The 26,168-nt window shown below is 52.9% G+C and carries 21 protein-coding genes and 7 pseudogenes; 15 read left to right on the forward strand and 13 right to left on the reverse strand.

The features are described 5' to 3' along the window. Positions 1-48: 48 nt before the first annotated feature. The 8 genes and pseudogenes from ACR1UW_RS03660 to ACR1UW_RS03695 all read right to left on the reverse strand — a co-directional run bounded on the left by ACR1UW_RS03660 (position 49) and on the right by ACR1UW_RS03695 (position 7,794). Positions 49-738 carry an MFS transporter gene (locus ACR1UW_RS03660; RefSeq protein ID WP_498934584.1) on the reverse strand — a complete coding sequence of 230 codons (690 nt, stop codon included), beginning with the start codon at positions 736-738 and terminating at the stop codon, positions 49-51. Further along, positions 630-1,283, reverse strand: a pseudogene (locus ACR1UW_RS03665) (MFS transporter); the annotation flags it as partial. The pseudogene ACR1UW_RS03665 and the gene ACR1UW_RS03660, both read right to left, overlap by 109 nt. A gap of 199 nt (positions 1,284-1,482) precedes the next feature. Next, positions 1,483-2,136, reverse strand: a complete 654-nt coding sequence (locus ACR1UW_RS03670) for a PspA/IM30 family protein (protein WP_237419741.1) — start codon at positions 2,134-2,136, stop codon at positions 1,483-1,485. Next, a pseudogene (locus ACR1UW_RS03675) lies at positions 2,096-2,473 on the reverse strand (hypothetical protein); the annotation flags it as partial. The pseudogene ACR1UW_RS03675 and the gene ACR1UW_RS03670, both read right to left, overlap by 41 nt. Before the next feature lie 170 nt (positions 2,474-2,643). After that, positions 2,644-4,953 (reverse strand): YhgE/Pip domain-containing protein, encoded by a 2,310-nt coding sequence (locus tag ACR1UW_RS03680; RefSeq protein ID WP_237419742.1) that lies wholly within the window; start codon positions 4,951-4,953, stop codon positions 2,644-2,646. A 75-nt stretch (positions 4,954-5,028) separates the two neighbouring features. Then, positions 5,029-5,598, reverse strand: a complete 570-nt coding sequence (locus tag ACR1UW_RS03685) for a TetR/AcrR family transcriptional regulator (RefSeq protein ID WP_237419743.1) — start codon at positions 5,596-5,598, stop codon at positions 5,029-5,031. 170 nt (positions 5,599-5,768) lie between these two features. After that, on the reverse strand, positions 5,769-7,142 hold the full coding sequence (locus ACR1UW_RS03690; protein ID WP_498934587.1) for a sensor histidine kinase: 1,374 nt from the start codon (positions 7,140-7,142) through the stop codon (positions 5,769-5,771). Beyond that, positions 7,132-7,794 (reverse strand): response regulator transcription factor, encoded by a 663-nt coding sequence (locus ACR1UW_RS03695; RefSeq protein ID WP_033011729.1) that lies wholly within the window; start codon positions 7,792-7,794, stop codon positions 7,132-7,134. Before ACR1UW_RS03695 ends, ACR1UW_RS03690 begins: the two co-directional genes overlap by 11 nt. A gap of 163 nt (positions 7,795-7,957) precedes the next feature. Between ACR1UW_RS03695 and ACR1UW_RS03700 the strand changes: the two are divergent. Together ACR1UW_RS03700 and ACR1UW_RS03705 are read left to right on the forward strand one after the other, a co-directional pair. Further along, positions 7,958-8,395, forward strand: a pseudogene (locus ACR1UW_RS03700) (PepSY-associated TM helix domain-containing protein); the annotation flags it as partial. A 189-nt stretch (positions 8,396-8,584) separates the two neighbouring features. After that, the gene (locus ACR1UW_RS03705; RefSeq protein ID WP_237419745.1) at positions 8,585-9,790 is read left to right on the forward strand and encodes a S1C family serine protease; all 1,206 of its coding nucleotides are present in this window, start codon (positions 8,585-8,587) and stop codon (positions 9,788-9,790) included. Between the two features lie 428 nt (positions 9,791-10,218). Here the strand turns inward: ACR1UW_RS03705 and ACR1UW_RS03710 are convergent, their stop codons facing one another. Beyond that, entirely contained in the window at positions 10,219-10,776 is a 558-nt protein-coding gene (locus ACR1UW_RS03710) for a M48 family metalloprotease (RefSeq protein ID WP_237419746.1), read from the reverse strand. 156 nt (positions 10,777-10,932) lie between these two features. Between ACR1UW_RS03710 and ACR1UW_RS03715 the strand changes: the two genes are divergently transcribed. The 4 genes from ACR1UW_RS03715 (at position 10,933) to ACR1UW_RS03730 (ending at position 13,321) form a co-directional block, all read left to right on the forward strand. Next, entirely contained in the window at positions 10,933-12,066 is a 1,134-nt protein-coding gene (locus ACR1UW_RS03715; protein ID WP_064214037.1) for an IS4 family transposase, read from the forward strand. Positions 12,067-12,075: 9 nt separating this feature from the next. Next, complete coding sequence (locus ACR1UW_RS03720) at positions 12,076-12,513, forward strand: IS630 family transposase (protein WP_498934590.1); 438 nt, start codon at positions 12,076-12,078, stop codon at positions 12,511-12,513. Positions 12,514-12,532: 19 nt separating this feature from the next. After that, positions 12,533-12,757: a transposase gene (locus tag ACR1UW_RS03725; protein WP_049625057.1), complete on the forward strand. Its 225-nt coding sequence runs from the start codon at positions 12,533-12,535 to the stop codon at positions 12,755-12,757. Positions 12,758-12,991: 234 nt separating this feature from the next. Further along, entirely contained in the window at positions 12,992-13,321 is a 330-nt protein-coding gene (locus ACR1UW_RS03730) for an Mpo1-like protein (protein WP_044745340.1), read from the forward strand. Between the two features lie 100 nt (positions 13,322-13,421). Here ACR1UW_RS03730 and ACR1UW_RS03735 read toward each other — a convergent pair. Then, positions 13,422-13,937: pseudogene (locus tag ACR1UW_RS03735) on the reverse strand (Rpn/YhgA-type helix-turn-helix domain-containing protein); the annotation flags it as partial. 66 nt (positions 13,938-14,003) lie between these two features. Between ACR1UW_RS03735 and ACR1UW_RS03740 the strand changes: the two are divergent. The 5 genes and pseudogenes from ACR1UW_RS03740 to ACR1UW_RS03760 all read left to right on the forward strand — a co-directional run bounded on the left by ACR1UW_RS03740 (position 14,004) and on the right by ACR1UW_RS03760 (position 19,984). Then, entirely contained in the window at positions 14,004-14,540 is a 537-nt protein-coding gene (locus tag ACR1UW_RS03740; protein ID WP_498934592.1) for an NfeD family membrane protein, read from the forward strand. Between the two features lie 22 nt (positions 14,541-14,562). Further along, complete coding sequence (gene floT / locus ACR1UW_RS03745) at positions 14,563-16,083, forward strand: flotillin lipid rafts scaffold protein FloT (protein WP_429879228.1); 1,521 nt, start codon at positions 14,563-14,565, stop codon at positions 16,081-16,083. Positions 16,084-16,232: 149 nt separating this feature from the next. Then, positions 16,233-17,153 (forward strand): diacylglycerol kinase, encoded by a 921-nt coding sequence (locus ACR1UW_RS03750; protein WP_061580528.1) that lies wholly within the window; start codon positions 16,233-16,235, stop codon positions 17,151-17,153. Between the two features lie 77 nt (positions 17,154-17,230). Next, positions 17,231-18,604 (forward strand): 23S rRNA (uracil(1939)-C(5))-methyltransferase RlmD, encoded by a 1,374-nt coding sequence (gene rlmD, locus ACR1UW_RS03755; protein ID WP_498934594.1) that lies wholly within the window; start codon positions 17,231-17,233, stop codon positions 18,602-18,604. 193 nt (positions 18,605-18,797) lie between these two features. Then, a pseudogene (locus ACR1UW_RS03760) lies at positions 18,798-19,984 on the forward strand (IS701 family transposase). A 393-nt stretch (positions 19,985-20,377) separates the two neighbouring features. Here the strand turns inward: ACR1UW_RS03760 and ACR1UW_RS03765 are convergent. Beyond that, positions 20,378-21,400 (reverse strand): annotated as a pseudogene (locus ACR1UW_RS03765) (transposase); the annotation flags it as partial. Positions 21,401-21,507: 107 nt separating this feature from the next. Here ACR1UW_RS03765 and ACR1UW_RS03770 point away from each other — a divergent pair. After that, positions 21,508-21,672: a hypothetical protein gene (locus tag ACR1UW_RS03770; RefSeq protein WP_498934596.1), complete on the forward strand. Its 165-nt coding sequence runs from the start codon at positions 21,508-21,510 to the stop codon at positions 21,670-21,672. A gap of 365 nt (positions 21,673-22,037) precedes the next feature. After that, positions 22,038-23,507: an alanine/glycine:cation symporter family protein gene (locus ACR1UW_RS03775; RefSeq protein WP_498934597.1), complete on the forward strand. Its 1,470-nt coding sequence runs from the start codon at positions 22,038-22,040 to the stop codon at positions 23,505-23,507. Between the two features lie 156 nt (positions 23,508-23,663). Here the strand turns inward: ACR1UW_RS03775 and ACR1UW_RS03780 are convergent, their stop codons facing one another. Beyond that, positions 23,664-24,014, reverse strand: a complete 351-nt coding sequence (locus tag ACR1UW_RS03780) for an ArsR/SmtB family transcription factor (RefSeq protein WP_498934599.1) — start codon at positions 24,012-24,014, stop codon at positions 23,664-23,666. Then, positions 23,977-24,141: pseudogene (locus ACR1UW_RS03785) on the reverse strand (SRPBCC domain-containing protein); the annotation flags it as partial. The gene ACR1UW_RS03780 and the pseudogene ACR1UW_RS03785, both read right to left, overlap by 38 nt. Positions 24,142-24,248: 107 nt before the next feature. Between ACR1UW_RS03785 and rlmD (ACR1UW_RS03790) the strand changes: the two are divergent. After that, entirely contained in the window at positions 24,249-25,637 is a 1,389-nt protein-coding gene (gene rlmD / locus ACR1UW_RS03790; RefSeq protein WP_498934601.1) for a 23S rRNA (uracil(1939)-C(5))-methyltransferase RlmD, read from the forward strand. 237 nt (positions 25,638-25,874) lie between these two features. Beyond that, a complete protein-coding gene (locus tag ACR1UW_RS03795) occupies positions 25,875-26,165 on the forward strand; it encodes a CC/Se motif family (seleno)protein (RefSeq protein WP_498934602.1) in 291 nt (96 codons plus the stop codon). Positions 26,166-26,168: the final 3 nt, after the last annotated feature.

Below are 26,168 nucleotides of genomic sequence, written 5' to 3' on the forward strand. Positions count from 1 at the left end.
TGAAAGGGATTCCTCTCAGGTCGTTTATTTATGATCTTGGCCGCGCTGTCAGTGCCGGATGTGAAGGCGGTGCGCCCAGGCGGCGATTTTTTCTTTCATGTCTTCACGCCATGCGCGGTCGTGGGTGGTGGATCCGACCAAAGCCCCTGTGGCGATGAGGAGCAGCCCTGACAAGGCGAAAATGGCCGAAATGGATGCGAATCCTGCGATGGCTCCCGCTGCCGTCGGACCAGCGAGGTTGCCGAGAAAGCGGGAGCTGGCTGTGATGCCGAACACGCGGCCTTGGATGCGGCGCGGGCATTGCGCGTTGATCAGCGCTTGAAGGGCAGGCCATACCCCGCCGACGACAAGCCCTTGCAAGAAGCGCCAGACGTACAATTCATAAAGATGGTCCGTCCATACTTGCGGCAAGGCGAACAAGCCGGACAGCACAAGCAGTATCGGTAATGTTTTCTCCTGCCCGATCCGGTCGCCGAGTTTCCCTAAGTACGGTGCGCCGATGATCGTCGCGATGCCGGTGATCGACGAGGCGAGGCCGGATAGAAAGGCGAGATTGCGAGAATGGCCGACGAGCGACTGGACACAAAAATCGTCATCATCGAGTTGACGCCAAGAACCGCAATTTGCACGAGAAACGTGGCGATAAATAAGACGATGAGCGGCCGATGGGCGAATACTTCTTTGAAACTGGCATGGCGCTCTTGCGTCTGCGGCGCGACGGGATCTTTTTCGAGCCAAAAAATGACCGGCAAGAGCGTCAGTAAAATGCAAAGCCCGGTCACGAGAAACACCGGGCGGAAGCCGAACCAATCGGATAAGGCGCCGCCGATGAGCGGCCCGATGATGTTGCCGGCGATGCTTCCCGTCTGCAGCGTCCCGAGCGCCTCGCCGCTATGGTCTTTTGGCACGACGCGCGCCAAGTATGAAAACGAGACAGTGATAAATCCAGAGAAAAAGCCGACAAGAAATCGGAGAGCAAGCAGCGTCATCGGTGAGGCGGCGAACGCCATGCATCCGGTGATCAAGCCCATGCCGATCCCCGCGCGGATGAGGTTGGCGCGCTGGCCGTACTTATCGGCGAATACCCCCCAAATCGGCGCCATGACAGCGGCTGATAGGAACGTGACGGAAAACACAAGTCCCGTCCAGATGCTCAAGGCGTGGTGCTCAGTGACGCCCATTTGCCATAAAAAGAGCGACAAAAAGGGAATGACCATCGTCATCCCGGCAGAAACCATGAAATTGCACAGCCAAAGAACGCGGACGCTTCGCTTCCAGTTCATAGGAGGTCATCTCCTGTATTATTTCGTTTCTCTAATGATTTTACCACGATGGAAAAACAAAGGAAACGATTTTGCTTCCGAACGGGGGAAAGCGAGAGTCAGGCCGTGCGACGGTGGGGAGCAGTGCCATTTCCCTGAACAAACACCATCCCCCTTGCCTGCCCGGCAAGGGGGTCATCTATGTCAAAGGGGGAGGGGATTAGGCGTTATTGGCTTGGGCTTCCTTCCATTTCGCTAATTCACGTTCCACTTCTTCCTCAAACGGCACGGGGGACAACGCAGCATTCGTCCCGAACCGGGCGGCGGCCGCTTCGGCTTCTAAGGCGATGACGCGCTCTTCCATGCGGGCGAAGCCGCGCAGCGCCTCGTCGGCGGAAAAGGAGGCGAGCGCCGAGTCGATTTGCTTCAACGCTTGCGCGGCGTTAACGCGGGTAGCGAGCTCCAGCTGCTTAGCTGCGAGCTCGTCGTACCGCTCGCGCAGTTGGTTTAGACGGTTGGCGACTTCGGCTGTTTTCGCTTTGATGGCTTCGTATTGTTGTTTGTACGCCTCCAGTTTTTTCTCATACAACAGCTTGTCGCGCAAGGCGAGTTTGGCGACGGCTTCTTCGTTGCGCTCGAGCGCCAGTTTCGCTTGGCGGCTCCGTTTTTCAATCGTCGCCTCCGCTTGGGCGATGAGCGTCTCATAGCGCCGCTCGGCGACCCATTGCTGGGCGAGCGCCTGGCGCCCTCGTTCTAGCTGTTCTTCAAGTTCGCGCAAATATTGTTTCGTCATGGCGACAGGGTCTTCCCAGCGGTCGATTTGTTCGTTCACTTCAGCGAGAACGATCGTCTTCATTCGGCGAAAAATGCCCATTTGTTTGTGCCTCCTTTTGAATCGTTTTTTCCCATTCATCAAGCCAATCGGTGGAAACGGATGGCGCCGCTGGCATCAACGCCTCAACAGCAGATGGTTTGCGCGCTTGGCGACGTCCCAAGGCGTACACCGCGGCCAGTGCAAGCAAAAGCAACACCCATTTCGGCAGCAACGCCGCAATTCCGAGCGCGACGAGCACCCAGCCGATCCAGCGCTTCGACCGCGCCGCGGCGAGCCATACGGCCCCGGCGGCGGCAAGCAAAAGAGGGATGAGCCACTTTAGGAACAACATCGGCATCATCCAGCCTCCACGCTGCTCCATGATGAACTCCCGATGAAACGCTGAAGCGGCTCATAACGCCTGTCTCACCGTTCAAGAATCATTAGTTGAAATGTGAGGAAGAACATGAAAAACTGTTCTCCATCATCGTCCCTTGCATCGGAGAAACATCATGAAAGAATGATAACGATGGCAAGGGTCGATAGAAAAAACAAGCTTCTGAAGCATTACGCTTCAGAAGCTTGTTCGACGGCCGTGGCAAATTGGCGGCGATGTTGGATAGTCAAATAAACGAGTGTTCCCATCATCATGGCAACAACAAATAGAAGCAGCTTGCCGATGTTTTCCCACATAAACGAGAAATCACCGCTTGAGATGACCGCTTTCAATCCGAAAACCGAATACGTCATCGGAAGCCATGCGTTAAAGTGTTGCAACGAGCGTGGAATCAGTTCGAGCGGGAATGTTCCCGCGCTTGTTGTCAATTGCAAAATCAGCACGACAATCGCGATAAATCTTCCTGGATCGCCGAACACGGTAACAAGAAATTGAATGACAGATAAAAATGTGATGCTAGTGACAATGCTAAACACGATAAAGAGCGGGACGCTTTTTACGTGTAAATCGAGTCCAACCAGCAACACGACATCCGCCAGCAGTGCTTGCAAAATCCCAACGCCGAGCAAGACGCCGAATTTAGCCAAAAACCAATGCAATGGCGAACGTGGAACCCCTGCTGGTTCGCGAAGCGGAAAGACGATGGAAAGCAACAGCGCACCCACAAACAATCCGAGTGACAAGAAGTACGGCGTAAACCCTGTTCCGTAGTTCGGCACTTTATTGATTTCTTCCTTGTGGAGATTCACTGGTTGGGCAAACATGTCGTAGACAGCCTCATTGGCCTTGACATCGCTTGCTTGTTCGGCTCCTTCTTTCAACTTATTCGCCAATTCTTTTGAGCCGTCTGTCAGTTGGTTGACACCATCTTGCAAATGTTTTGTCCCGTTCGTTAATTCCTTCATTCCAGCCGCTACTTGTTGTGAACCGTCCCTCAACTGGCGCGTACCATCTTGAAGCTGATCCGCTCCTTGAGCCAATGTTTGCAGGCCTGAAGAAAGTGTTCCACTGCCATGGGCAAGCTGGCTTGCTCCTTGTGCAGCTTCTTGCATTTTGTCATACATTGTTTTCATGCCGCTGACGAGTTGTTCTTGGCCATTCGCCAGTGCGTCTGCGCCATTGACAAGTTGTTGTTGACCGGCAAGCAGTTCATCGACTCCGCGATCGAGAGCGATATGCCCTTCATGCAGCTGTTTCGCCCCGCTGTTTAACGACGCTGCTCCTGATTGTAATGCTTTGGCTCTATCGTTTAACTGCGCAATGCCGTTTTCGACTTGTTTGCTTCCGAATGATAATTTCTCAACATTTTCCTTTAGCCGCTCATACACCGCCTTTTGTGTCGGATCGGGGGTTTGAGCAATGAGTGCATCAAGCTGCGCCGCTAACTGTTCAAGCCCGCCTGTTACTTGGGTCGCCCCTGTTTGAACCCGAGCCGCCCCTTGTTGCCATTGCGCAAGCGATGATGCTAGCTTTTCGGCTCCCCCGCTTAATTGTTCCGAACCTTGCAAAAGCCGCGGCATGCGGGCGTCGAGCGCTTGCATTCCCTCATATACGCGTCTTGTCCCTGAAGCAAGATTCGCTGTTCCTTGTTGAGCCTGCTTGGCTCCGGAGAGGAGTTTCTCTTGCCCAGCGGTCATTTGTTTCATCCCGTTGTAAAGCGCTTCGGCCCCGGTTTGAACTTGCAATGAGCCACTGGCAGCTTGGTGCAGTCCGTCAGTAAAGCTCACGGATTTTTCCGCGAGTGTCGCTAAATGGTGATATAACGTTTCAGTTCCGTCTTGTGCTTTTTTCATGCCATCATACAGTCGGTTTGTTCCGTCTTGTGCTTGGCTGAGTCCGTCATGCAGTTGTGCGGCTCCGTCGCTCGCGTTTGTCAATCCGTCAGCGACAGTTTGAATCGTATCAAACATGCTTTCGGCATATGTTTCTGTTATGGCGTTCGCTACTTCGTTTTTTATTTTTTCAACTGCAGTTTCGCCGATTTGTGCCGATAGAAAGTTAAATCCCTCATTCGGTTTGTAAATGAGCTGCAGTTTTTTCGGATGATCGTCTTGCAACGTCGTCGCATTTTGTGAAAAATCTTCAGGGATTTGAATGAGCATATAATACTTTTGTTCTTTTAACCCTTTTTCCCCTTCATGTTCGGTTACAAAATGCCAGTCAAACTGCTTGTTCTCTTTTAACTTTTCGACAAGATCTTCCCCAAGATGAATCTCTTTGCCGTTGAGAACCGCCCCTTTGTCTTGGTTGACTACAGCGACGGGAAGTTCATCCAAATGATCGTATGGATCCCAAAATGCCCATAGAAACATGCCGCTGTATAGAAGAGGGATGAATAATACAGCTATGACAGGAATCAGTACTTTGCGGTTGGTCAGAATGGCCTTCCATTCTTTTAACCATAATTGAAATGCGTGCATGCCCGAACCTCCTTTGTTTATAATTATGACTGATTCGTCCATTTAGTCATTTTTAGCCCAAAAAGTGAAGGATTATCATGGAGACAATCCTTTCAGCAAATACATATCAAACAGTTCGGCAATGGTTTGTTGAGACAATGGTTCGTGATCTTTTTCCCATTCAATGCTTAGTGCGATGTACATTTTAAACATGAAAAATGCCGTCAACTCAGGATCGCAAGGGCGAATTTCCCCTTTTGCCATCGCTTCTTCAATTTTTTCGCGAATATAGGCAATCATTTCGCGATCAAGGCGTTTCATCACCTCTCGTACAGCTGCGGTGCCAATATCGCGAACTTCCTGCAAAAGTTTGATGGTTAATTCATGTTCCTGGCGGAACGTAAAAATACGTTGCAAGGCGCGTTGGACGTTTTCGCTGAACGGCAAACGATCATCCATAGCCGCATCCGCTTCATGCTTAATTTCGGATATAACAGAGGAAACGATATGGTCAAGCAGCTCTTCTTTGCTTTTGAAAAATGTATAAATCGTTCCTTTCCCGACATTAGCCATCTTCGCTACTTGATCCATTGTCGTTGCTTTGTAGCCGAACAGCGAAAATGATTTGGTGGCGGCATCAATAATTTGTTGTTTTTTATCCGACATGGGCATTCATCCTTTGTTTTGACTAAATGGACGATTTGGTCATCACGTTTTAAATCATAACATGAATACGTTCGATTCGCAACAACAATATTTATGTTTCATTTTTCTCACTCGACGGCGCGTTCTGTTGGGGGAAGGAAGCCTTGGCCTTGCTGTTTTGTCCCCCGGATTTAGCAAGGAAGACGAACAAGAAATTCGGTTCCTTCCCCGATTTGACTATGGACGTGGATCGCGCCGCCGTGGGCGTCGACGATCCATTTGGCGATCGACAGCCCGAGGCCGTGGCCGCCTTGTTGGCGCGAGCGCGCTTTGTCGACGCGGTAAAAGCGGTCGAAAATGCGGCCGATGTCTTCCGGCGGGATGCCGATGCCGGTGTCTTTGACGGAAAGGAACACGTGCTTTGGCTCGGTGCGGATCGACAGCGTCACCTCGCCGCCTTCGGGGGTGTATTTGATCGCGTTGTCGAGCAAAATGTACAATAGCTGCGTCAATTTGTCCGGGTCAGCGGTGACGAGCGCTTGCTCGGGAGCGTGAAAATGCATTGTAATTTGTTTTTTCGCCGCCAGTTCCGACATGAGCTGGAACGTGCGCTCGGCGTGCGGGCGGAAATCGAACGTTTGTTTTGAAAGCTCCAGCGCGGCGTGTTTCGCATCCGCACGGGCGAGCGTCAACAAGTCGTTCATCAGTTTCGTGATCCGCTTCAACTCTTCACGCAGGCGGTCGAGCAGGCGGCGGGCAAAGTCGTTTTTCATCACATCCTCCTCAAGCGAAAGCGCCTCGACGGACGAGAAGACGACGCTGAGCGGCGTCCGCAGCTCATGAGAGGCGTCGGCGACGAACTGGCGCTGCCGCTCGTACGCTTCTTCAATCGGTGCGAGCGCGCGCTTGGACATAAAGAAGCTGAGCGCCACGCCGACGGCAAGAAACAGCACCGATAAGCCGATGAGCACAATGAGCAACCAATGGAACACGCCGAAAAACGACGTGACGTCCATGCCGATATACAGCATGCCCACGAAATCGCCGTGGATGACGAGCGGACGGGCGGCAGCGAGCACGCGCCAGTCGCGGGCCGATTCGCGCGCGAGGCCGGGCATATGCTCGGGCAGCGACACGGTCACATATACAGGGGTGCGCTCGCCTGTGTCCATACGGGACAAGACGTTCAAAAAATACGGACGCAGGCGCGGGTGGACTTCATCCCCGGCGAGCAAGCCCCCGTCCGGGCCGATGACGTAAAAAAAGAGTTGGTTTTCGCTTAACAAAATGACATTTTCATCATCAAACAAGTCGAAATTGCTTTGCTTGAGCAGCACTTGTTCGATCGTATTCGCCTCTTGCTCGGCGAGGCGGCTGATGCGCCGCTCTTGGTCAGAAGTGGCGATCCAGTAAAACAAGGCCGCGGCGATCATGACAAACAAGGCGAGAAACAACGTGAAAATGCCGCTGTAGAGCGCTGTCAGCCGCCAATGGGCGCGGCGGAACAAGTCGGCGCTTCCTAGGCGGCGCAGCCAGTCGCGCCATTCCCTCCAGTTATTTTTCAATTTTATATCCCACTCCTCGAACGGTTTGGATGACATCGTCTTTCAACTTTTTGCGCAATAGCTTGATTGTCGCGTCGATCGTTTTCATTGACACATCGGCATCCCACCCCCAAACGCGGTCCAATATCGTTTCGCGCGGCACGACTTGCCCTTGGTTTTGCACGAGCAAATCGAGAAGCTGAAACTCGCGTGGAGTGAGGAAAATCTCTTCATCGCCGCGATGGAGCGTATGGCTTGTCCGGTTTAAGGTGAAGCCGTGAAACGCCACTTTTTCCTCTTGGAGCGGGACGAACGTCCGCCGTGCGAGCGCCTTGAGCCGCGCGACGAGCTCGTCGATTTCAAACGGTTTGACCAAGTAATCGTCCGCTCCCGCCTCAAGCCCGGTGACGCGGTCGTGGACGGCGTCTTTCGCCGTCAGCATCAAAATCGCGCCCGTGTAGCCGTTTTGCCGCAGGCGGCGGCACACATCGACCCCATCGCCGTTTGGAAGCATCCAATCGAGCACGACGACATCGTAAAACTCCGCCATGGCGTAATCGTACGCATCTTCCCCTTCCTGCACCCAATCGATATGGTCGATGCCTTTCTTTTTCAATAAGTGAACGATCAGCTCCCCTAGGTGAAGATCGTCCTCGGCCAGCAAAATTTTCATCGCCATTCCTCCCGTTCTGTCTCTCTTCTTAATCATATCAAATCGTTCGTGAAAAAACGGTGAAAACGCAGCCCATTCGCCGCGCAGAAGGCTGTTCTCTCAAAAAGAATTTTCACCATTTTTTCACCTTCCTTGGCTATCATGATGGACGAAGAGGAAAAGGAGGCAAACGGCGATGAGGAAAATGAGGAATTTGCATCTTTGGATTGGGCTGATCAGTTCGATCTTTTTGCTTGTTGAGGCGGTGACGGGGCTCCTTCTATCCGAGCCGTGGCTGATCGGTCAGGCGGAGCGCGGCGAGATGCACCGCGCCGCGCAGGAAAGAATGAACGCGTTCGGGGCGGGGCAGACGTCGGGAGCGGGGGCATCTACGGCCCCGATGGCACCGCGCGCCGAGGGAGGCGGATCGTCGCTCATGATGTTCGTCCGCCAGCTGCACGAAGGGAGAATCGGTTCGCTTGACATCCGCTGGGCGGTTGATGTCGCGGCGGTGGCGATGATCATTTTGACCGCGACGGGGATTTTCCTGTCGATCCGCACGCTCGCAGCCGGGCGGAGGCGGAAGCAGAAGCGGATGACGCCAGCGCCGGAGACGACATAACGTATGCAGAAAGGGATGAAACGATGCATCGGAACAATCGGAGGAAACAGTGCCGCTGGTCCTCCCTTTATGCGAGACCGATCGATGTCGGTGGCATCGTCGTATGTCGCCCGCCATTTCACTGCTTGGCGGCCATTCGCTCGAAGATGCTGCATATCCCATCATGGATCATGAAGGAGGAGAGGACAAATGGACATGATGCCATTTGAACCAACCCCAACGCCAGAACCGAAACGCCGCGGCCGCTTCGTATCGTGGCTCGCCGCTTCCGTCGCAGGGGCGGTGATTGGGAGCGCGGCGACGTGGTATGTGGCGCCGAAATGGATGCATGAAGAAACGAATTCCCAAACGGAAACAGCGGAAACGACCGCAAAAAGCGAGGCGCTGCCGCTGCAGCCGACGGCGAACGTCAACACGAACATGATCGCTGCCATTAATAAAGTGGCCGATGCGGTCGTCGGCGTCGTCAACATTCAGAAGCAAGTGGACTTTTTCTCTGAACAAGCGCAAGATACGGAAGCGGGGACGGGGTCGGGCGTCATCTTTAAAAAAGAAGGCAATGCGGCCTACATTGTGACGAACAACCATGTCATTGAAGGGGCAAACAAAGTCGAAGTGGCGCTTCCGAACGGCAAAAAAGTGAAAGCCGACATCGTCGGCGCGGATGCACTCACCGACCTCGCCGTCTTGAAAATCCCTGCTGAAGGGGTGACGAAAGTGGCGAGCTTCGGCGACTCGTCGAAGGTGAAAATCGGCGAGCCTGTCGCGGCGATCGGCAACCCGCTCGGCCTTGATTTGTCGCGGACGGTCACCGAAGGGATCGTCAGCGGCAAGCGGACGATGCCTGTTTCGACCTCAGCGGGCGATTGGGAAATCGACGTCATCCAAACGGACGCCGCGATCAACCCGGGCAACAGCGGTGGGGCGCTCATCAACAGCGCGGGGCAAGTGATCGGCATCAACAGCATGAAAATCGCGGAAACGGGCGTCGAAGGGCTCGGCTTTGCGATCCCGAGCGAAAACGTCAAACCGATCGTCGAACAGCTCATGAAAGACGGCAAAATCAAACGCCCGTACCTTGGCGTCCAGCTTGTCGATGTGGCGGATTTGTCCGATGACGTCCGCACGAATGAATTGAAATTGCCGTCGAACATCACAAGCGGGGCGGCCGTCACGTCCGTCGAACCGTTCTCCCCAGCCGCGGAAGCCGGGCTGAAATCAAAAGACGTCATCGTCGCCATCAATGGCGACAAAATCGACAGCGTCAGCGCCTTGCGTAAATATTTGTATACGAAAACAGCGGTGGGCGATCGCATCAAACTGACGATCTATCGCGATGGGTTTGAGACGACCGTATCGGTCACCTTAAAAGCGAGAGACAGCAGCCAATCGTAAGAAACAGCGCCTCTTTTCCAGCGAATCGGCGGGGAAGGGGCGATGTTCATTTTCGTGTGGAGCGCTTGCTCATGATGCTGGAGTATAAAGCGAAATGAGACGGCTGTACGTTGATCCGTGTCGTCAGCACTTTGTATCGAGTCTGCTCATATTGCGAGAGCTGGCATGACGACGCGCAGCCGCTGCATGTCCGAGAGTGGGTGCGCCCGCAATGCAGGGCGCACCATGACCCGGATCATAACGCCGCTCGGAATGATGTTGAAGGAAGGGCTTCGTTTGCTGTTGTCACAAGGACCGAATTCCTTGGCTAGAATAGGCGTGCCTACTACGAGCCACAAGGACGTTCGTGCCTCATATGTACAACAGCGAAGTCTCACGAAGGGATCTCAGTTGTCCATGGAGATGAGTAAGTTTGCTCACCTACGGTTTCAATTGGGCAACGACTCTCGGAAGCGGCTGCACCACCATAATTTGATTTTCCTGATGCTCCATTCGGTTTCTGTTGTTTGAAGCGCATGAACACGCCAATACATGGGCGGATGGGACATAAACTGGAATTCCAAAAATCTAAAAAACCAAGAATCTCTTTCTAAGGAAGAGATTTTTTTGTCCTTTTTATTTGCTTCTTGCTCGTTTTTAAAATCAATGTGGTATCCTACAGACTTTTCCAATGCTCGATCTTGATATTCACACAGGATCGTCAAACTGTTAGCCATTTGAGCATTCCCACCGTCCAACAGCGTTGCTCCTAAATGATCTGCCCGGACTTCCATCCACTGTGTGAATAGAGATTGGAAAGCAGGAAGCAGAAAAATCAAGAGCCATAGGCCGAGAAAAACAAAGATTTGATTATGTTCTATATACATGCTCATTGAAAAGTTAACCTTCGCATAAGCGGTGCCCACTCCGGTTATACGGCCCCTAAGGAAAAATATGGAAAAGGAGCGGGTTTCTGCATAAAACGTCTCAAAATCACCAACGATCACGGATGGACACCTCGGACACTTCGCAAACAGGAACGGAAAATCAAAAACACCCAGGCGTGTTGATTAACCAATAATATCCATAAAAAACATAGAAAAAAGAGCACCTTTCCTGTAGAATGTAAGTAACAACACAAACAAACCTAGGAGGTGCTCTCTATGCACAAGCATACCACACTCCCAAATTTGATGCAAAAAATTGTTTCTGATGAAGATCTCCAGTCGATTACCGAAGCCGTTGGCTACCATGACACTTCGCGGACGTTTACGGTGCGCACGTTGGTTGATTTTTTTCTGCTGGCGGCACTTCACGAATGGAAAAGTTTCCGTCATGGTGCCGATGTGGCGAAAATGTACGGATTGCCGACGTTTCATTACTCGACGGTTTCTAAGAAAGCGAAAGAAGTTCCGTACGAGGTGATGAAGCGCTTATTTGCTTTGGTTGTTTCTAAGTGCAATCGCCAAACCCGCCGTTCGCTTCGCTTTCCAAAAGCATTGCGTATAGTAGACTCCACGACCGTCACCGTGGGGAAAAACCGCCTGACATGGGCACCCTATCATGGGGAACGATCCGGAGTGAAAATGCACGTCGCGTATTCCCCTGAGCAACAAATGCCGAGCGACATCGTAGAAACCGTAGGGTTGCGCCACGATGGACCGGTGGGAGAGCGGCTCACAGACGTACAAACGGTTCTTGTCGAAGATCGAGCGTACTTTAAAATTGAACGCCTCGATCGGTTTGTCGAACAGAAGCAACCGTTTGTGATTCGGATGAAAGACAATGTCGAGATCCATCAAAAAAAGAGCCTAAAGCGCCTTTCTTCCTCCTCTTCTTCTATTGTGGCGGATTTTACTTGCCAGTTAGGAACGAAACAATGTCGTTCCAAAAAGCGCCATCGCGTCGTGATCTTTCAGGATGCGAACGGGCATGAAATCCGTGTGGTCACGAACGTCTTAGAGGCATCGGCGGAAAAGATTGCCGAGATGTATCAAGAACGTTGGACAGTGGAAGTGTTTTTCCGATGGATCAAGCAATATCTAAACGTTCCGACCTTATTTGGCAACAACGAGCATGCGGTATACAACCAACTTTTTGCGGCATTTATCGCTTATGTGTTACTGAGATGGCTATATCATCGAACGGAAAAACGGACAACCTCGTCCCTTACCTTTCTTTCGTTTGTCCGTCGTTTTTTCTCTGGGCAACTTCCTCTCGAATGGAAATCCGAGATGGCAGCTGTCTTATTTGAGTATGCCCGAATATATGGGAGGAGTATGCCTAATTTTGGATAATCAACAGCCGTGAAAAACACCTTTCTTCGCCAACGGGTGATGGCCGTTCGCCTCGTCATGGAAGGCTATTCGGGCAAAGAAGCGGCCTCCATGGTCAACGTGTGCCGACAAACCGTTTCCCATTATGTCTCGCTGTTCAACGAAGGCGGCTTTGAACTCCTGCTTCATCGGGATTTCGCCCCCGGGCGAGAGCCGTTTCTCACCGAAGAACAGCAGGAAAAGATCAAACAGCTTGTGTTGACCACCACTCCCGCCGAACTGGGGCGGGATGTGGCTTCGGCGTGGAACACCAAACTCCTGCAATCCTATGTCGAAAAGCACTTCGGTGTTTCCATTTCCCGCGAAGCGCTGCGAAAACTCCTGCACCGCAAAGGGCTGTCGTGGACGCGACCGACGTACACACTGGCGAAAGGGAATCCGGATGAGCAAAAGCAATTGGAAAAGTAAATGGATCTGATCAAAAAACTTGATCACCAAGGAGACAGAAGATGCCGTTCTTCTGTACATCGATGAAACCCATATCCGCTCTTACCATGTCTTGCGGTCCACATGGTCAGAAGTCGGCCGCCAAAAACAAGTGCCGACGTTCGGCCATCATGCCCACGTATCGCGGTTTGGCGCGGTCAACATCCACGATGGCGAAACGGTGCTTCATCAAACGACTGCCGCGCCAATGCCGCGACGTTCTTGAATTTCTTGAGAATGCTCAAAGAGCGCTATCCGGACCATCTCATCGTCTTGGTGTTGGATCACGCCCGCATTCAGCTTGTGGAAATGGCTGAAAGACACCGTGATCGCCAATGTGTTTCACAAACATCGAAACGATATCGTCTAGGCCATTGCTCGGTTTGCGGACGACATCCACGAACGTCCGCAGGAAGTGCTGCAACGCTTAGGGTGTGCAGGATGAAAGGGGGAAAGGGAGATGGAATTCCGCGATTATGAAGAGTTTTGGCCATTTTATTTGACTCAGCACCGGAAACGAGCGACAAGGCGTTGGCATTTTGTCGGAACGAGCTTCGTGTTTTTGTTTGTGATCATCGCGATCGCGACGAGGAATGCGTGGTGGCTGCTCGGCGCGCCAATCGCCGCCTATGCGCTCGCCTGGTTCAGCCACTTTTTCATCGAAGGAAACAACCCTGCCACCTTCGGCCATCCGTTTGGGTCGCTTCGGGCCGATTTTCGCATGTACAGGCTCATGCTTACGGGGCAGCTTGGGCGGGAATTGGAGCGGCTGGGGATTTCAGAGGAATAAAGCGAAGAACGATGAAAAGGCCTTCTCCCTGAAGATGTTTCAAAGTTCGAAGGAGTGGGGGCGGCCATTCGAATGATTCAGGGAGAAGGGGTTTGCCTTCTCATGGCTTCAATTGTTCAATCGTTTCCAGCGGCAGTCCGGTCAGTTCATGGATCGTGTCAGCATCAAATCCTTTTGCCAACATTCGTTTCGCAACATCCAACTTTGCTTTCTCCATTCCTTTCTCTATTCCTTTTTCCATTCCTTTTTCCATGCCTTTCTGTTCGTATGACACGATAAGTTCCATGACTTTGGCAGCCTCCTTCTCCTCCATGGTCTTCACCTCATCTCGCAGTCGGACTTCTTCTTCCTCCGATAACCGCAAATACGTTTCGAAAAAGCCGAACAACAGACGCTGTTTCGCCTCATCGAGCTCGAGGCGGGTGAGCATGCGCAAAAATTCCTTTTTCACTTCCACCTTCTCATCTTCATTATACCCCATTTTGCTTAACAGGGCGGCGGCGACCGGGTTGTCATGGCGGATGTACTCGCGCCACGGGAGTTTGGACAATTCCACCGTCAAAAAACGGAAATCGAGAACGGTCAAAAACGGAAACGAAACGGTGAATGACATTGGAAAAATGATGAAACCAACGGCTGCCCTCGCCGTATGTATAAGCAAAGGGGAAAGGAGGGAGGGGAGTTGTTCAGCCATTCGCCTGAAGTTGTGTACGGATGGGTGCTTGTCGTCAGTGCGTTGTTGACGGTTTTGTATTTTTTCTTCAGCGATGTGCTTGACGGTTTGTTCGATGTGGCTGATCATCCGCTGTTCAGTCCGCAGCTAGTTTTATCGTTTTTCATTGTTGGCAGCGCGGTCGGATTGCTGGCGGAATGGTACACAGACTGGGCATCGAGCATGGTTCTGTGGCTTGCCATCGGCGTGGCGCTTGTTGCTGTGTTGCTGTTGCACTTTTTCGTTTTTTTGCCGCTCCGTTCGGCTGAGGCGTCGCTTGGGTATACGGACGCCGATTTGGAGGGGGCGCTTGCTAAAGTGATCGTCTCGGTGCCGCCTGACGGGTTTGGTGAAATTCTCATCTCCCGCAAAAGCGGCGCGGTGGCCAAAGCGGCGAAAAGCGCAAATAATGAGGCCATTCCGTCAGGGGAAGAGGTCATCATCGTACAAATGGAAAACGGCGTCGCTGTGGTGGCGAGGCACGATCCGTATCACCTTTCCATCTAAAACAAAGAAAGGGGACCTGTCAATGGTTGCGCCATGGTTGATTGTCATTGGTGTCGTCGTCCTGCTTCTTGTCGGACTCATTGCCATTTTCATCGCCCGCTACCGCACGGTCGGGCCGGATGAGGCGCTTATTGTCACTGGCAGCTATTTAGGAAGCAAAAACGTTCATGTCGATGAATCGGGAAACAAAATCAAAATCGTCCGCGGCGGCGGCACGTTCGTCGTGCCGATTTTCCAACAGGCTGAGCCGCTGAGCCTATTGTCGATCAAGCTTGACGTGCAAACGCCCGAGGTGTACACCGAACAAGGCGTGCCCGTGATGGCGGACGGGGTGGCCATTATTAAAGTCGGCAGCTCAATCGGCGAAATCGCGACCGCGGCCGAGCAGTTTTTAGGCAAAACGCGTCAAGACATGGAAAACGAAGCGCGTGAAGTGCTTGAAGGCCATCTTCGCTCCATTCTCGGGTCGATGACGGTTGAAGAAATTTATAAAAACCGCGACAAGTTTTCGCAAGAAGTGCAGCGTGTCGCCTCGCAAGATTTGGCGAAAATGGGGCTCGTCATCGTCTCGTTCACGATCAAAGACGTGCGCGACAAAAACGGCTACCTTGATGCACTCGGGAAACCGCGCATCGCCCAAGTGAAGCGCGACGCCGACATCGCAACAGCCGAGGCGGAAAAAGAGACGCGCATCAAGCGCGCCGAAGCGGACAAGGAAGCGCGCAAAGCCGAGCTCGAGCGGCTGACGGAAATCGCGGAGGCGGAGAAAATCAACCAGTTGAAGCTCGCTGAGTTCCGCCGCGAACAAGACATCGCCAAAGCGCGCGCCGATCAGGCGTACCACCTCGAAGAAGCGAAGGCGAAGCAGGAAGTCATGGCGCAACAAATGCAAATTAAAATCATCGAGCGGCAAAAACAAATCGAGCTCGAAGAAAAAGAAATTTTGCGCCGCGAGCGCCAATACGACTCGGAAGTGAAGAAAAAAGCCGATGCCGAGCGCTATGCGATCGAACAAAAAGCGGCGGCGGAAAAGGCGAAACAAATCGCCGAAGCCGATGCGCAAAAGTACCGCGTCGAAACGCTGGCGAAAGCGGAAGCGGAGCGCGTCCGACTCGACGGGTTGGCAAAAGCCGAGGCGGAGAAAGCGAAAGGGGAAGCGGAAGCGGAAATCATCCGACTGAAAGGCCTCGCCGAAGCGGAAGCGAAACAAAAGATCGCCGAAGCGTTCGAGCGCTACGGCCAGGCTGCGGTGCTCGACATGATCATCAAGATGCTTCCGGAGTATGCGAAACAAGTGGCGAGCCCGCTTGCGAACATCGAGAAGCTGACGATCGTCGACACCGGCTCAGGAGCGGGAGGCGGCGCCAACCGCGTCACGGGCTATGCGACGAACTTAATGGCGAGCTTGCAGGAGACGTTGAAAGCGTCAACCGGCATCGATGTGAAGCAGTTGCTTGAGAACATCGCCCAAGGGGGCGCACCCGCCCATGCCCAGCCGCTCGGTGCGCCAGCATCGTCCCAAGAGGCGAAGACAACAGAATGATGCCTATCCTCCCACAGCGCCCTTCGCTTGAACCCGAGGGCGCTGTTTCTCGCCGCCTTGTTCACGACATTCGTCGGAGTTGCGCATGAAGCGTTGTTTCGTTATGATGGGAACGGGTGGAATGGAAAAAAGGAAGTAGGTTGAGAATAATGAAACGAGCTCGAATTATTTATAACCCGACATCGGGTCGCGAGTTGTTTAAGCGCCATTTGCCTGATGTGCTCGCGTGGTTGGAAAAGGCGGGCTATGAAACGTCGTGCCACGCCACCGAAGGGCCGGGGGATGCGACGGAAGCAGCGCGCCAGGCCGTCCTGCGGGAATTTGATCTCGTTGTCGCCGCAGGGGGCGACGGAACGATCAACGAAGTCGTCAACGGCATCGCCGATCAGCCGTATCGGCCGAAACTGGGCGTCATTCCTGTCGGGACGACGAACGATTTCGCCCGCGCCATCGGCGTGCCGCGTTCGATCGAAGGGGCGTGCGACGTGATCGCCACGGGCGAGCCCGTACCCATTGACATCGGCTGTGTGACGAACGAAGACAAAACACGCTATTTCATCAACATCGCCGGCGGCGGCCGCCTGACGGAGCTCACCTACGAAGTGCCAAGCAAGCTGAAAACGATGCTTGGCCAGCTGGCCTATTACTTAAAAGGGATCGAGATGCTTCCGTCCATCAAGGCGACCGAAGCGCAAATCGAGTACGACGGCAAACTGTTTGAAGGCGAGATTATGATGTTTTTGGTTTCGCTCACGAACTCGGTCGGCGGTTTTGAAAAACTGGCACCCGATTCATCATTGAATGACGGCTTGTTCGATTTCATCATCGTCAAAAAAACGAACTTGGCCGAATTCATTCGCCTTGTCACGCTCGCCGCGCGCGGCGAGCACATCAACGACCCGCATATCATTTACACGAAAGCGAACCGGGTGAAAGTGCACTCGCCGATGCAGCTAAACTTAGACGGCGAATTCGGCGGCATGCTTCCAGGGGAATTTGTCAATTTGTACCGCCATTTGGAAGTCATCATGCCGAAAGACAAGGCAGAACAAGTGAGAACAGGACGATGAGCCTGTTCTTTTCTTATGCCTCTAAGCCAATAAGGGAACGCTAACGGTATAAACTGATCGGCAGAAAGGAGACGGACATGACCAAGCAGCAAGCACCAGTCGCCAAAAACGAGTATTATGACGTCACATTCACCGATTTGACCCACGACGGGCTCGGGGTGGCGAAAGTCGACGGTTTTCCGTTGTTTGTGAAACACGCGCTTCCCGGCGAGCGGGCGAAGGTGAAAGCGATCAAAGTGAAAAAAGGGTATGGGTACGGCCGCCTCGTGGAGCTGTACGAACCAAGCCCCGACCGCGTTGCGCCGCCGTGCCCCGTCTATCGCCAATGCGGCGGCTGCCAGCTGCAACACCTCAGCTACGAAGGCCAGCTGAAAGCGAAGGAAAAGCAGGTGAAAGAAGTGCTCGCCCGCATCGGCAAGCTAGAAGGCGTCACCGTCCATCCCGTCATCGGGATGAAGAACCCATGGCGGTATCGAAACAAGGCGCAAGTGCCGGTCGGCGAGCGCGAAGGGGGCTTGGTGGCGGGCTTTTACAAGGAGCGGACGCATGAAATCATCGATATGGACGCCTGCCTCATCCAGCAAGAGGCGAACGATGTCGTCGTCCAGGCCGTGAAGCGCATCGCCGAGCGCTATGGTATTCCCCCATACGACGAAGCTACGCACAAGGGCGTTCTTCGCCATATTGTCGCCCGCTACGGCGCGTCAACTGGCGAGGTGATGGTCGTGCTCGTCACCCGCACGGACCATCTGCCTCACGAACAGGACATTGTCCGTGACATCGTCCGCGCCATTCCGGGCGTGAAATCGATCGTGCAAAACGTCAACCCCGAGCGGACGAACGTCATTTTCGGCGCCAAAACGCGGGTGTTATGGGGAAGCGAGTTCATCACCGACCGCATCGGCGGCATTCAATTCGCCATCTCGGCCCGCTCGTTTTACCAAGTCAACCCCGAACAGACGAAAGTGCTGTATGACAAAGCGCTCGAATACGCGGAGCTGACCGGGCGGGAGACGGTGATCGACGCCTACTGCGGCATCGGCACGATCTCGCTCTTTTTGGCGCGTAAAGCGAAACACGTCTACGGCGTCGAAATCGTCCCCGAAGCGATCGAAGACGCCAAGCGCAACGCCGAGCTGAATGGCATCCAAAACGTCACCTTCGAAGTCGGCGCCGCCGAAGACGTCATCCCGCGCTGGTACGAAGAAGGCATCCGCGCCGACTGCTTGGTCGTTGACCCGCCGCGCAAAGGCTGTGACGCCTCGCTGCTTGAGACGATCATCGCCATGAAACCGCCCCGCGTCGTCTACGTCTCGTGCAACCCGGCGACGCTCGCCCGCGACTTGCGCATCCTAGAAGACGGCGGCTACGAAACGATCGAAGTCCAGCCAGTGGACATGTTTCCGCACACGGCGCATGTGGAGTGCGTGGCGAAAATTCGGTTGAGATAAGACAACGGGCCGTTGGATCCGGCCTTGTTGTTTGCAGTCGAATTGGGCAAACGGCCATGACGACACGAATGACATCTGTAGATGAGCAAATTCGCTAACATAAATTGACAATCAAACAAAAAAGGAGACATGAACCAGACTCCTTGGTTAGAATAGATGTGCTACCAACTACCCACAAGGAGGTTCATGTCTCATGAATCGATTAGCCCATCACCAAGGAATCGACAAGTTTTTCTTCACCTTGGGGTTGACGCTGCAACTTTCCAAACCGGTCTTGAAGCATCTCGTTCACATTGTCGATGCCTTGACCACCAAGGGATTTTCGGAAACGTTGACCGATGTCCATCACTGGAGTTTTCGTCCGAATCATTGAACCACGTTGAGCCACTTTTTCACGAAAAGCCCTTGGAACGAGGAAAGACTGCTTGAGAAGCTTCAAGAGTGGATCCTTTGCCGGGTCGAACGCCTAACCAAACGGAAGAATCAGCCCCTTTTCATTTCGATCGATGATACGATTTGCCAAAAAACAAAGCCTTCGTCACGGGCAACGCACGCCATGCAAGGGTGCGACTGGCACTACTCGCACAAGGATCATCAATCGGTCTGGGGCATTCGCTCGTTTGGCTGATGGTACACACCTTCACGCAGGCGTTTCCGTTCGCGTTCCGCTTGTATGACAAGAAGGCCGGAAGAAGCAAAATCGACCTGGCGATGGAGCTGCTTTCCTCGATCAAGGTGAAGCTGACTCAGCCGGTGTATGTGCTCATGGATTCGTGGTACCCGTCCCAAACGCTCATCGAAACCTGCTTGAGCAAGGGATTCCATGTCATCGCGATGCTCAAGACGAACCGGATTCTCTACCCGAAAGGCGTCGCGGTCTAAGCCAAGCAGTTTGCCCGCTATATCGAGTCCAAAGACACCCGCCTCGTTACGGTGGGTCAGGAGCGTTACCGCGTGTATCGCGATGAGGGGGCGATCCATGGCCTTGATGACGCGGTGGTGCTGCTGGCTTGGAAGGCGGATCAGCCGATGACACCGGAACATCTCCATTGCGTCTTGAGCACCGACCGGGAGCTCGGGGACGAAGACATCTTGCGTTACTATGCCCAGCGTTGGACAATCGAATGCTTTTTCCGGCAGGCGAAAGATCAACTGAAGCTGGATGGATACCGCGTTCGCCACATTCGGGCGGTGAAACGGTATTGGGCGGTGGTGCTCTTGGCCTGCGTGTACAGCATCGCCGAATCCCAACAAAACCTTTCCGTTGGACTGGAGCTTCTTCGATCACGGAAAGGCCACAGCGTCGTAGAGTTCATTTATGACGCCGCGAAGCAAGATATTCCGATTGATGTGATCAAAAAACAGCTCCATGTCGCCTAAGGGGTACCCTGTTTGTCTCTTAGAACATGTAAATTATTGTAATCAAAAATGTTCATCTGCAGTGATTGATAATAAATATAACAAAATTATGTAATAAAATATGACGGATGTGTTGAATCCGTGAAACGTGGACCTTATACTGCTAATCAAGAACAAATCCTCAAAGTGGAGAACATGCATCGCTTTTGAGGAACAAGGGAGGGATGCGCTCTTTTAGATGAACGAGGGGCAGGAATTCATCGATGTTTCAAATGAATAGGGGGAAGGGTGTGCAAATGAAACCAGCATTCATGTGAAAATTATGGAAGCTTTTATGCATCAGTGTTTTTGCTCTTGGGGGATGTGCGACGTCATCAGCAGTGGATCAAGCCAAAAACGAGAATCAAAATGATTCATCTCCTTGCGGCGCAACGGCACGAGCGGTGTGATGCCTTGAACGAAGAGCGCTTCCAGATACTCGGTGGTGCCATACGCTTTGTCCGCAGACAAGGTCCGAATCGTAATCGACGGGTGGCGAAACTGAATCGAAGCCAGCTGCTCCAAACTCGTCTCCCGTTCCGCTGTTCCAGTGGCGAGGCTGGCCCGTCTGGATAAAATCACGCGCGACTGGACATCGATGACGTCGTGCACCCAATACCGAGGATACGCTTCCTGCCCTTTGCCTTTCTTGTACAACCGGGCATCCGGATCCGTCACGCTTCGATGGGTCCGGTTGGAAAACGTGGCTCCACGGAGTTTCCCCGTTCTTCGGCATGGACGCGTTCCCCTGATTTTGGAGACGGAGAGGGTGGGTCGTCATCCGGATCCCGGGCCTCGGTCTGTTCATCTTCCCGAGCAGTGCGGGCCAGATAGTCTTCCAACGTCTCCACCGGAGCGAGCTTGACCTCCCGCAAGCTGTGGATCGAGGCATTCGCCTGCACTTGGGTGCCGTCAGCCGCCGCATGGACATCCGGCGAGACCAACCCCGCCGCGATGCATGGATCCACCACATAGGTCATCAGCCGGTCAAAGATTCCATGTTGGCGCCAGCGTTTCCGTGTTTTGACGAGCGTCGTTCGATCCGGCAGTGTGGGGTGATGAGGATCCGGATGGAGCACGGATTCAAAGTCGAGACCGCAAAACCACAAGTATCCGGCATGCATGGGGAGGATCTCATACAACTCCCGCTCAGAGTGGTCGAACAAATACGAGAGCAGCATCAGGCGAAGCAACCGTTCCGGATCCGCCGCCGGGCGACCCGTTTTTTTCCGTGTACAGGGGAGCCACCCAATCGTGAATGACGGAAACGTCAACCGCTTCGTTGATTTGGCGCAAGATATGATGTGGAGGAACCAGTTCTTCCATGTCGATGACTTGAAACAGACGAGGCTGAGTCGAAGGGTTTTTGGGGGCTTTCATGATCCGCTCACGCTCCATTCCAACGATTTTTCTTCCTTTTTCGACATAAGCCCCCTAAATCCCTGCCTCAGAGTGTACTTTTTCACCGGCCTTCTAGGGGCAGTGCACGATAAGGAGCGCTGAACGTGAGCATTTCGTCTCTCATTTTGCTTTTGTTGATCATGTCGATCGTGTTGTTCGTGTATGGTGTTGTCCAAAAGAACAAAGCCGCGAAACGGATCGCCTTTGGCCTCCTCATAGCATCGGTCGGATTAGCGGGTTTTGTCGTGTTTCTCATCGGCTATATGTAACAACAGTCAAAGACGAACACGCTGTTCTGTGTGTTCGGCTTTGCGTTTGCGGCGATTCAGATGGGGATCATTGGGGGAGATGGGGCTCACGCTCAAGGCCTCAAGGACTGGCATTAGGGGATCATGCGGGGCGGATTTCTCCGTCTTGCCTCATCTATCATTTTTGGGATTCAAAGTTATTTTAAAAAAAAGCGAAGAAAGTCGTTCATTTTTCTACACGAGGACAAGTGCAGGAAATATAAAGAAAATGCAGAAAAGAATGATATATGAAAAAATTATTGAAGCCGAAATGTGTAATATTTTATAATATTATTTGGTTATGTGTTATACAACAAAAGTAATTAGCTGGCATAGGAGGGATTGGGTTGATTGAAAAGCTTGTAGAAACGGTGAACGGGTGGCTATGGAGCCCTTTTTTGATTGCATTCATTGTTTTTTGCGGTTTGTATTTTAGCATTCGCACCCGTTTCCTGCAAATCCGCCATGTGAAAGAGATGGTCCGGCTTGTGACGACGGGGAAAAGCTCTGAGGCCGGGGTGTCTTCTTTCCAGGCGTTGACGATGTCGTTGTCCGGACGCATCGGCGTCGGGAACGTGGCCGGGACGGCGACGGGGATTGCGTACGGGGGGCCGGGCGCGGTCTTTTGGATGTGGGTGATCACCTTTATCGGAGCGGCGACGGCGTATGTCGAGTCGACGCTGGCGCAAATTTATAAAGAGGAACAAGACGGACAATACCGCGGCGGTCCGGCGTTCTACATTGAAAAAGGCCTTGGCTGGAAATGGTTTGCGGTGGTGATCGCCGCGGCGATCATTCTCTCGATGGCGGTGCTGATGCCGGGAATTCAAGCGAACTCGATTGCCGACAGCTTTTCGAATGCGTTTGGCATTCCGAAATTGGTGACGGGAATTTTCGTGATCGCTGTTCTTGGCTTTACGATTTTTGGCGGAGTGAAGCGGATCGCGAAAACGGCGGAAATTGTCGTGCCGTTTATGGCAGTTGGCTATTTGTTGGTCGCGATTGCCATTATTGCGGTGAATATTGAGAAAGTCCCGGATGTGTTTGGTTTGATTTTCAAAAGCGCGTTTGGCGCTGATCAAGTGTTTGGCGGCATTCTTGGTTCGGCGGTGATGTGGGGGGTCAAACGCGGCCTTTATGCGAATGAAGCGGGGCAAGGGACGGGCGCCCACCCGGCAGCGGCGGCGGAAGTGTCCCACCCGGCGAAGCAGGGGCTTGTGCAGGCATTTTCGATCTATTTGGACGTGTTCTTGGTCGTGACGGCGACGGCGCTGATGATTTTGTTTACAGGTCAATACAATGTGATCAATGAAAAAACGGGAGAGACGATTGTCGAGCATTTGAAAGGGGTGGAACCGGGCGCAGGGTATACACAGGCGGCGGTGGACACGCTCTTTCCAGGATTCGGGTCGGCCTTTATTGCGATCGCTCTGTTCTTCTTCGCGTTTACAACGATGTACGCGTATTACTATATTGCCGAGACGAACCTCGCCTATTTGGTGCGCAGTGAAAAGAGGGGAACGGCCTTCTTTGCCTTGAAGCTCATCTTTTTGGCGGCCACGTTCTATGGAACGGTCAAAACGGCGACGACGGCGTGGGCGATGGGCGACATCGGGCTTGGCATCATGGTGTGGCTCAACTTGATTGCGATCTTGTTGTTGTTTAAACCGGCCTATATGGCCTTGAAAGATTACGAAGAACAGCTGAAGCAAGGGAAAGATCCGGAGTTCAACGCGTCGAAATACGGAATCAAGAATGCGGAATTCTGGGAAAATGGATATAAGAGATGGGAAGAAAAGAAAGAGAAGGCATTGTAACAGGTTGATTGGTTGGAGTCGACGGTGTCCCGGATGCAGCGGGACACCCTTTTTTCATCATCATCTATATGGATTAAGGAACACTTTCGTTAGACATTCTCTAGGATGGGCATCCTCGAACCATCTTGACCCCCGTGAATTCATGCGATTTTGCCATTATGATGGCTCCTCATCCGCTTCCACCACACGCTTGAGAGCCGCAAGCCGTTCATCCCAATACCCTTCAAAGAAGGAAAGCCACGTTTTCAGTTCGACGAGAGGTTCGGGCTCCAGCCTGTACCTTGTTTCGCGTCCCGTTTTCCGACAGCTGACCAACCTTGCTTTATTGACAGCTGTGCGGCTGATCGGGAAGGATTTGGCAATCGCGGCAATCGACAATTCGTTGTCCGCGAGCAGCTGCAACATCTGGCGGCGGGTTGGATCGGCGATGGCGTGAAACACATCGTGCTTCGGCGCGGAAACGGTTCGTTTATCCTTCGAGATATGCGGGAAGTTTTTGGTTGACAATGTTCTCCCACCCGTCATCCATAATCTTGCGAACGACTGTGTGAGGCTGCCCAAATTCGGTTGTTTTGTCCGCATCCCATCCGGAATGAATCAAGGTGCATTCCGTTTTTCCGTCTTCCAATGCTTTTCATTCCCAATCTTTTCCCCTGCGCGAAGTTTCTTTGGATTCGTCCACTGATCGTGTACAATACATAAAGGGTGACAACATCGTTCATCTCGGAAGGAGGAAAGCCATTGACAGACAGCGGAAAACAATCGTTCATTACGGACATTCATCAGTTGGATAAAAAAGGAGCGGGACAAGCGGTCGTTTGGCAGGAAGAAGAAGGAAGGAGAAAAAAGCTCAAACTCACTGTTCCGTCCACGCTTCCTGGTGAAAAGGTGCGGGTTTTGATCGATTGGCCGAAACGCCGGAGGGCCCATGCCCGAGTGGAAGAAGTGATCGAGCGGCATCCAGAGCGGCTCGATCCGCCGTGTCCGCACTTTGACCGCTGCGGCGGCTGTGTCTGGCAGCACTGGCGCTATGAGGGACAGCTGCGGCATAAGACCGAACAGGTGAAGGCGCTGCTTGCCCAGCACGGATTTGATCCGGACGTTGTGCGCGAGACGATCGGGATGGAACATCCGTGGCATTACCGCAATAAAATGGAGTTTACGTTCTCTCCTGAGGGCCTGCTTGGACTGCACGAGCAAGGGAATTTCCGGCAAGTGATTTCGTTGGAGACATGTCTCATTGCCGGCGAGAAGATCGTCAAAGCCGCTATGGAAGTGGCGCGTTGGGCGCGCGATCATCAGCTGCCTGGGTATCACAAAGACACCCATGAAGGGCTGCTTCGCCACGTCATGGTGCGCGAGTCGTTTGCGACAGGAGAGGTGATGGTGGCGCTCTTTGCGACCGAGGCGCCGGAAGGGGAGTTGAAAGAAGCGGCGGCTGATTTGACGGAGCGGATCACGAAGGCGCTCCCGGACGTGAAAAGTTTGCTTTGGCTGGAGAATCGGGCGTGGGCCGACCGCACCCAGGCGGAACGAACGCACGTGCTGGCCGGACGGGATTTCATTTACGATGAATTGTGCGGGTTCCGCTACCGTCTTTGGTTTGATACGTTTTTCCAAACGAACCCGGTGCAGGCGGCCAAATTGGTTGAACTGGCGTTGGAGATGGGCGAGCCCAAGCCCCATGAGAAAATGATCGATCTCTTCTGCGGAGTCGGCACGTTTTCCTTGCCGTTCGCCAAGCGGGTGAAGGCGTTGGCGGGCATTGAAATTGTGGAAACGTCGATCGAGTCGGCGAAACGAAACGCGAAAGACAACGGCGTTGACAATACGTACTTTTTGGCGCGGGATGCGCGGCGCGGGATTGATGACGTGTTGGAGCAGTTCGGGCGGCCGGAGCTGCTGCTTTTGGATCCTCCACGTTCTGGCGCAGGCGGAAAAGTGATGCGCAAAATCGGCCGGGCGCAACCAAATCGGGTGGTGTATGTCTCCTGCAATCCGGAGACGTTTGTGGCTGATATTGCGGAGCTAGCCCCGTTCGGCTATGTGTTGAAAACTGTCCAACCGGTGGACATGTTTCCGCATACGGCGCATGTCGAGTGCTGTGCGTTGCTTGTCAAATCATCATAAATCAGGAAAAGCCCGTTCCCCCAAGTGAGAGGGAAACGGGCTTTATAATTGTCGATTGGAAAGTCTTTCACCTCCAGGCGTGGCATAAGGGGATAATAGCAAAAAACGGCCCATATTCGCGATTGTTTCGATCGGAAGCGGAAGAAAAAGGTTATATTTTTCGACTGTACGAATGTATAATATAATGTGCTGAATATACAGAAAAAATAATCAATTCTTAATAAGGCGGGATGAGCGGTGGATTACTCCATTTCCATCGACGACAAGGCGAGGGAATGGTTGAAGAGAAAAGGCGGTGTACTGACCATTTCAAAGTTTCAAGCGGCCCATTGTTGTGTCCCGGGATCGGAACTTTGGATTGAATTTCGAAAGCCTGAAAATGAAAGCCTTTACGAAAAGATTGTGCAAGAGGGGATTACGTGTTTTATAGAAAAAGGGTTAGAGTGTAAACAAAACCATCTGCAGATAAAGATGGACCTCTCTCCTTTTTTTAACACGATTCGGGTGGAAGGGTTCAAATATTTTTAAAGA

It is taken from the genome of Geobacillus lituanicus (genome assembly GCF_050994965.1).
In the GTDB taxonomy this organism is placed as follows: domain Bacteria; phylum Bacillota; class Bacilli; order Bacillales; family Anoxybacillaceae; genus Geobacillus; species Geobacillus stearothermophilus.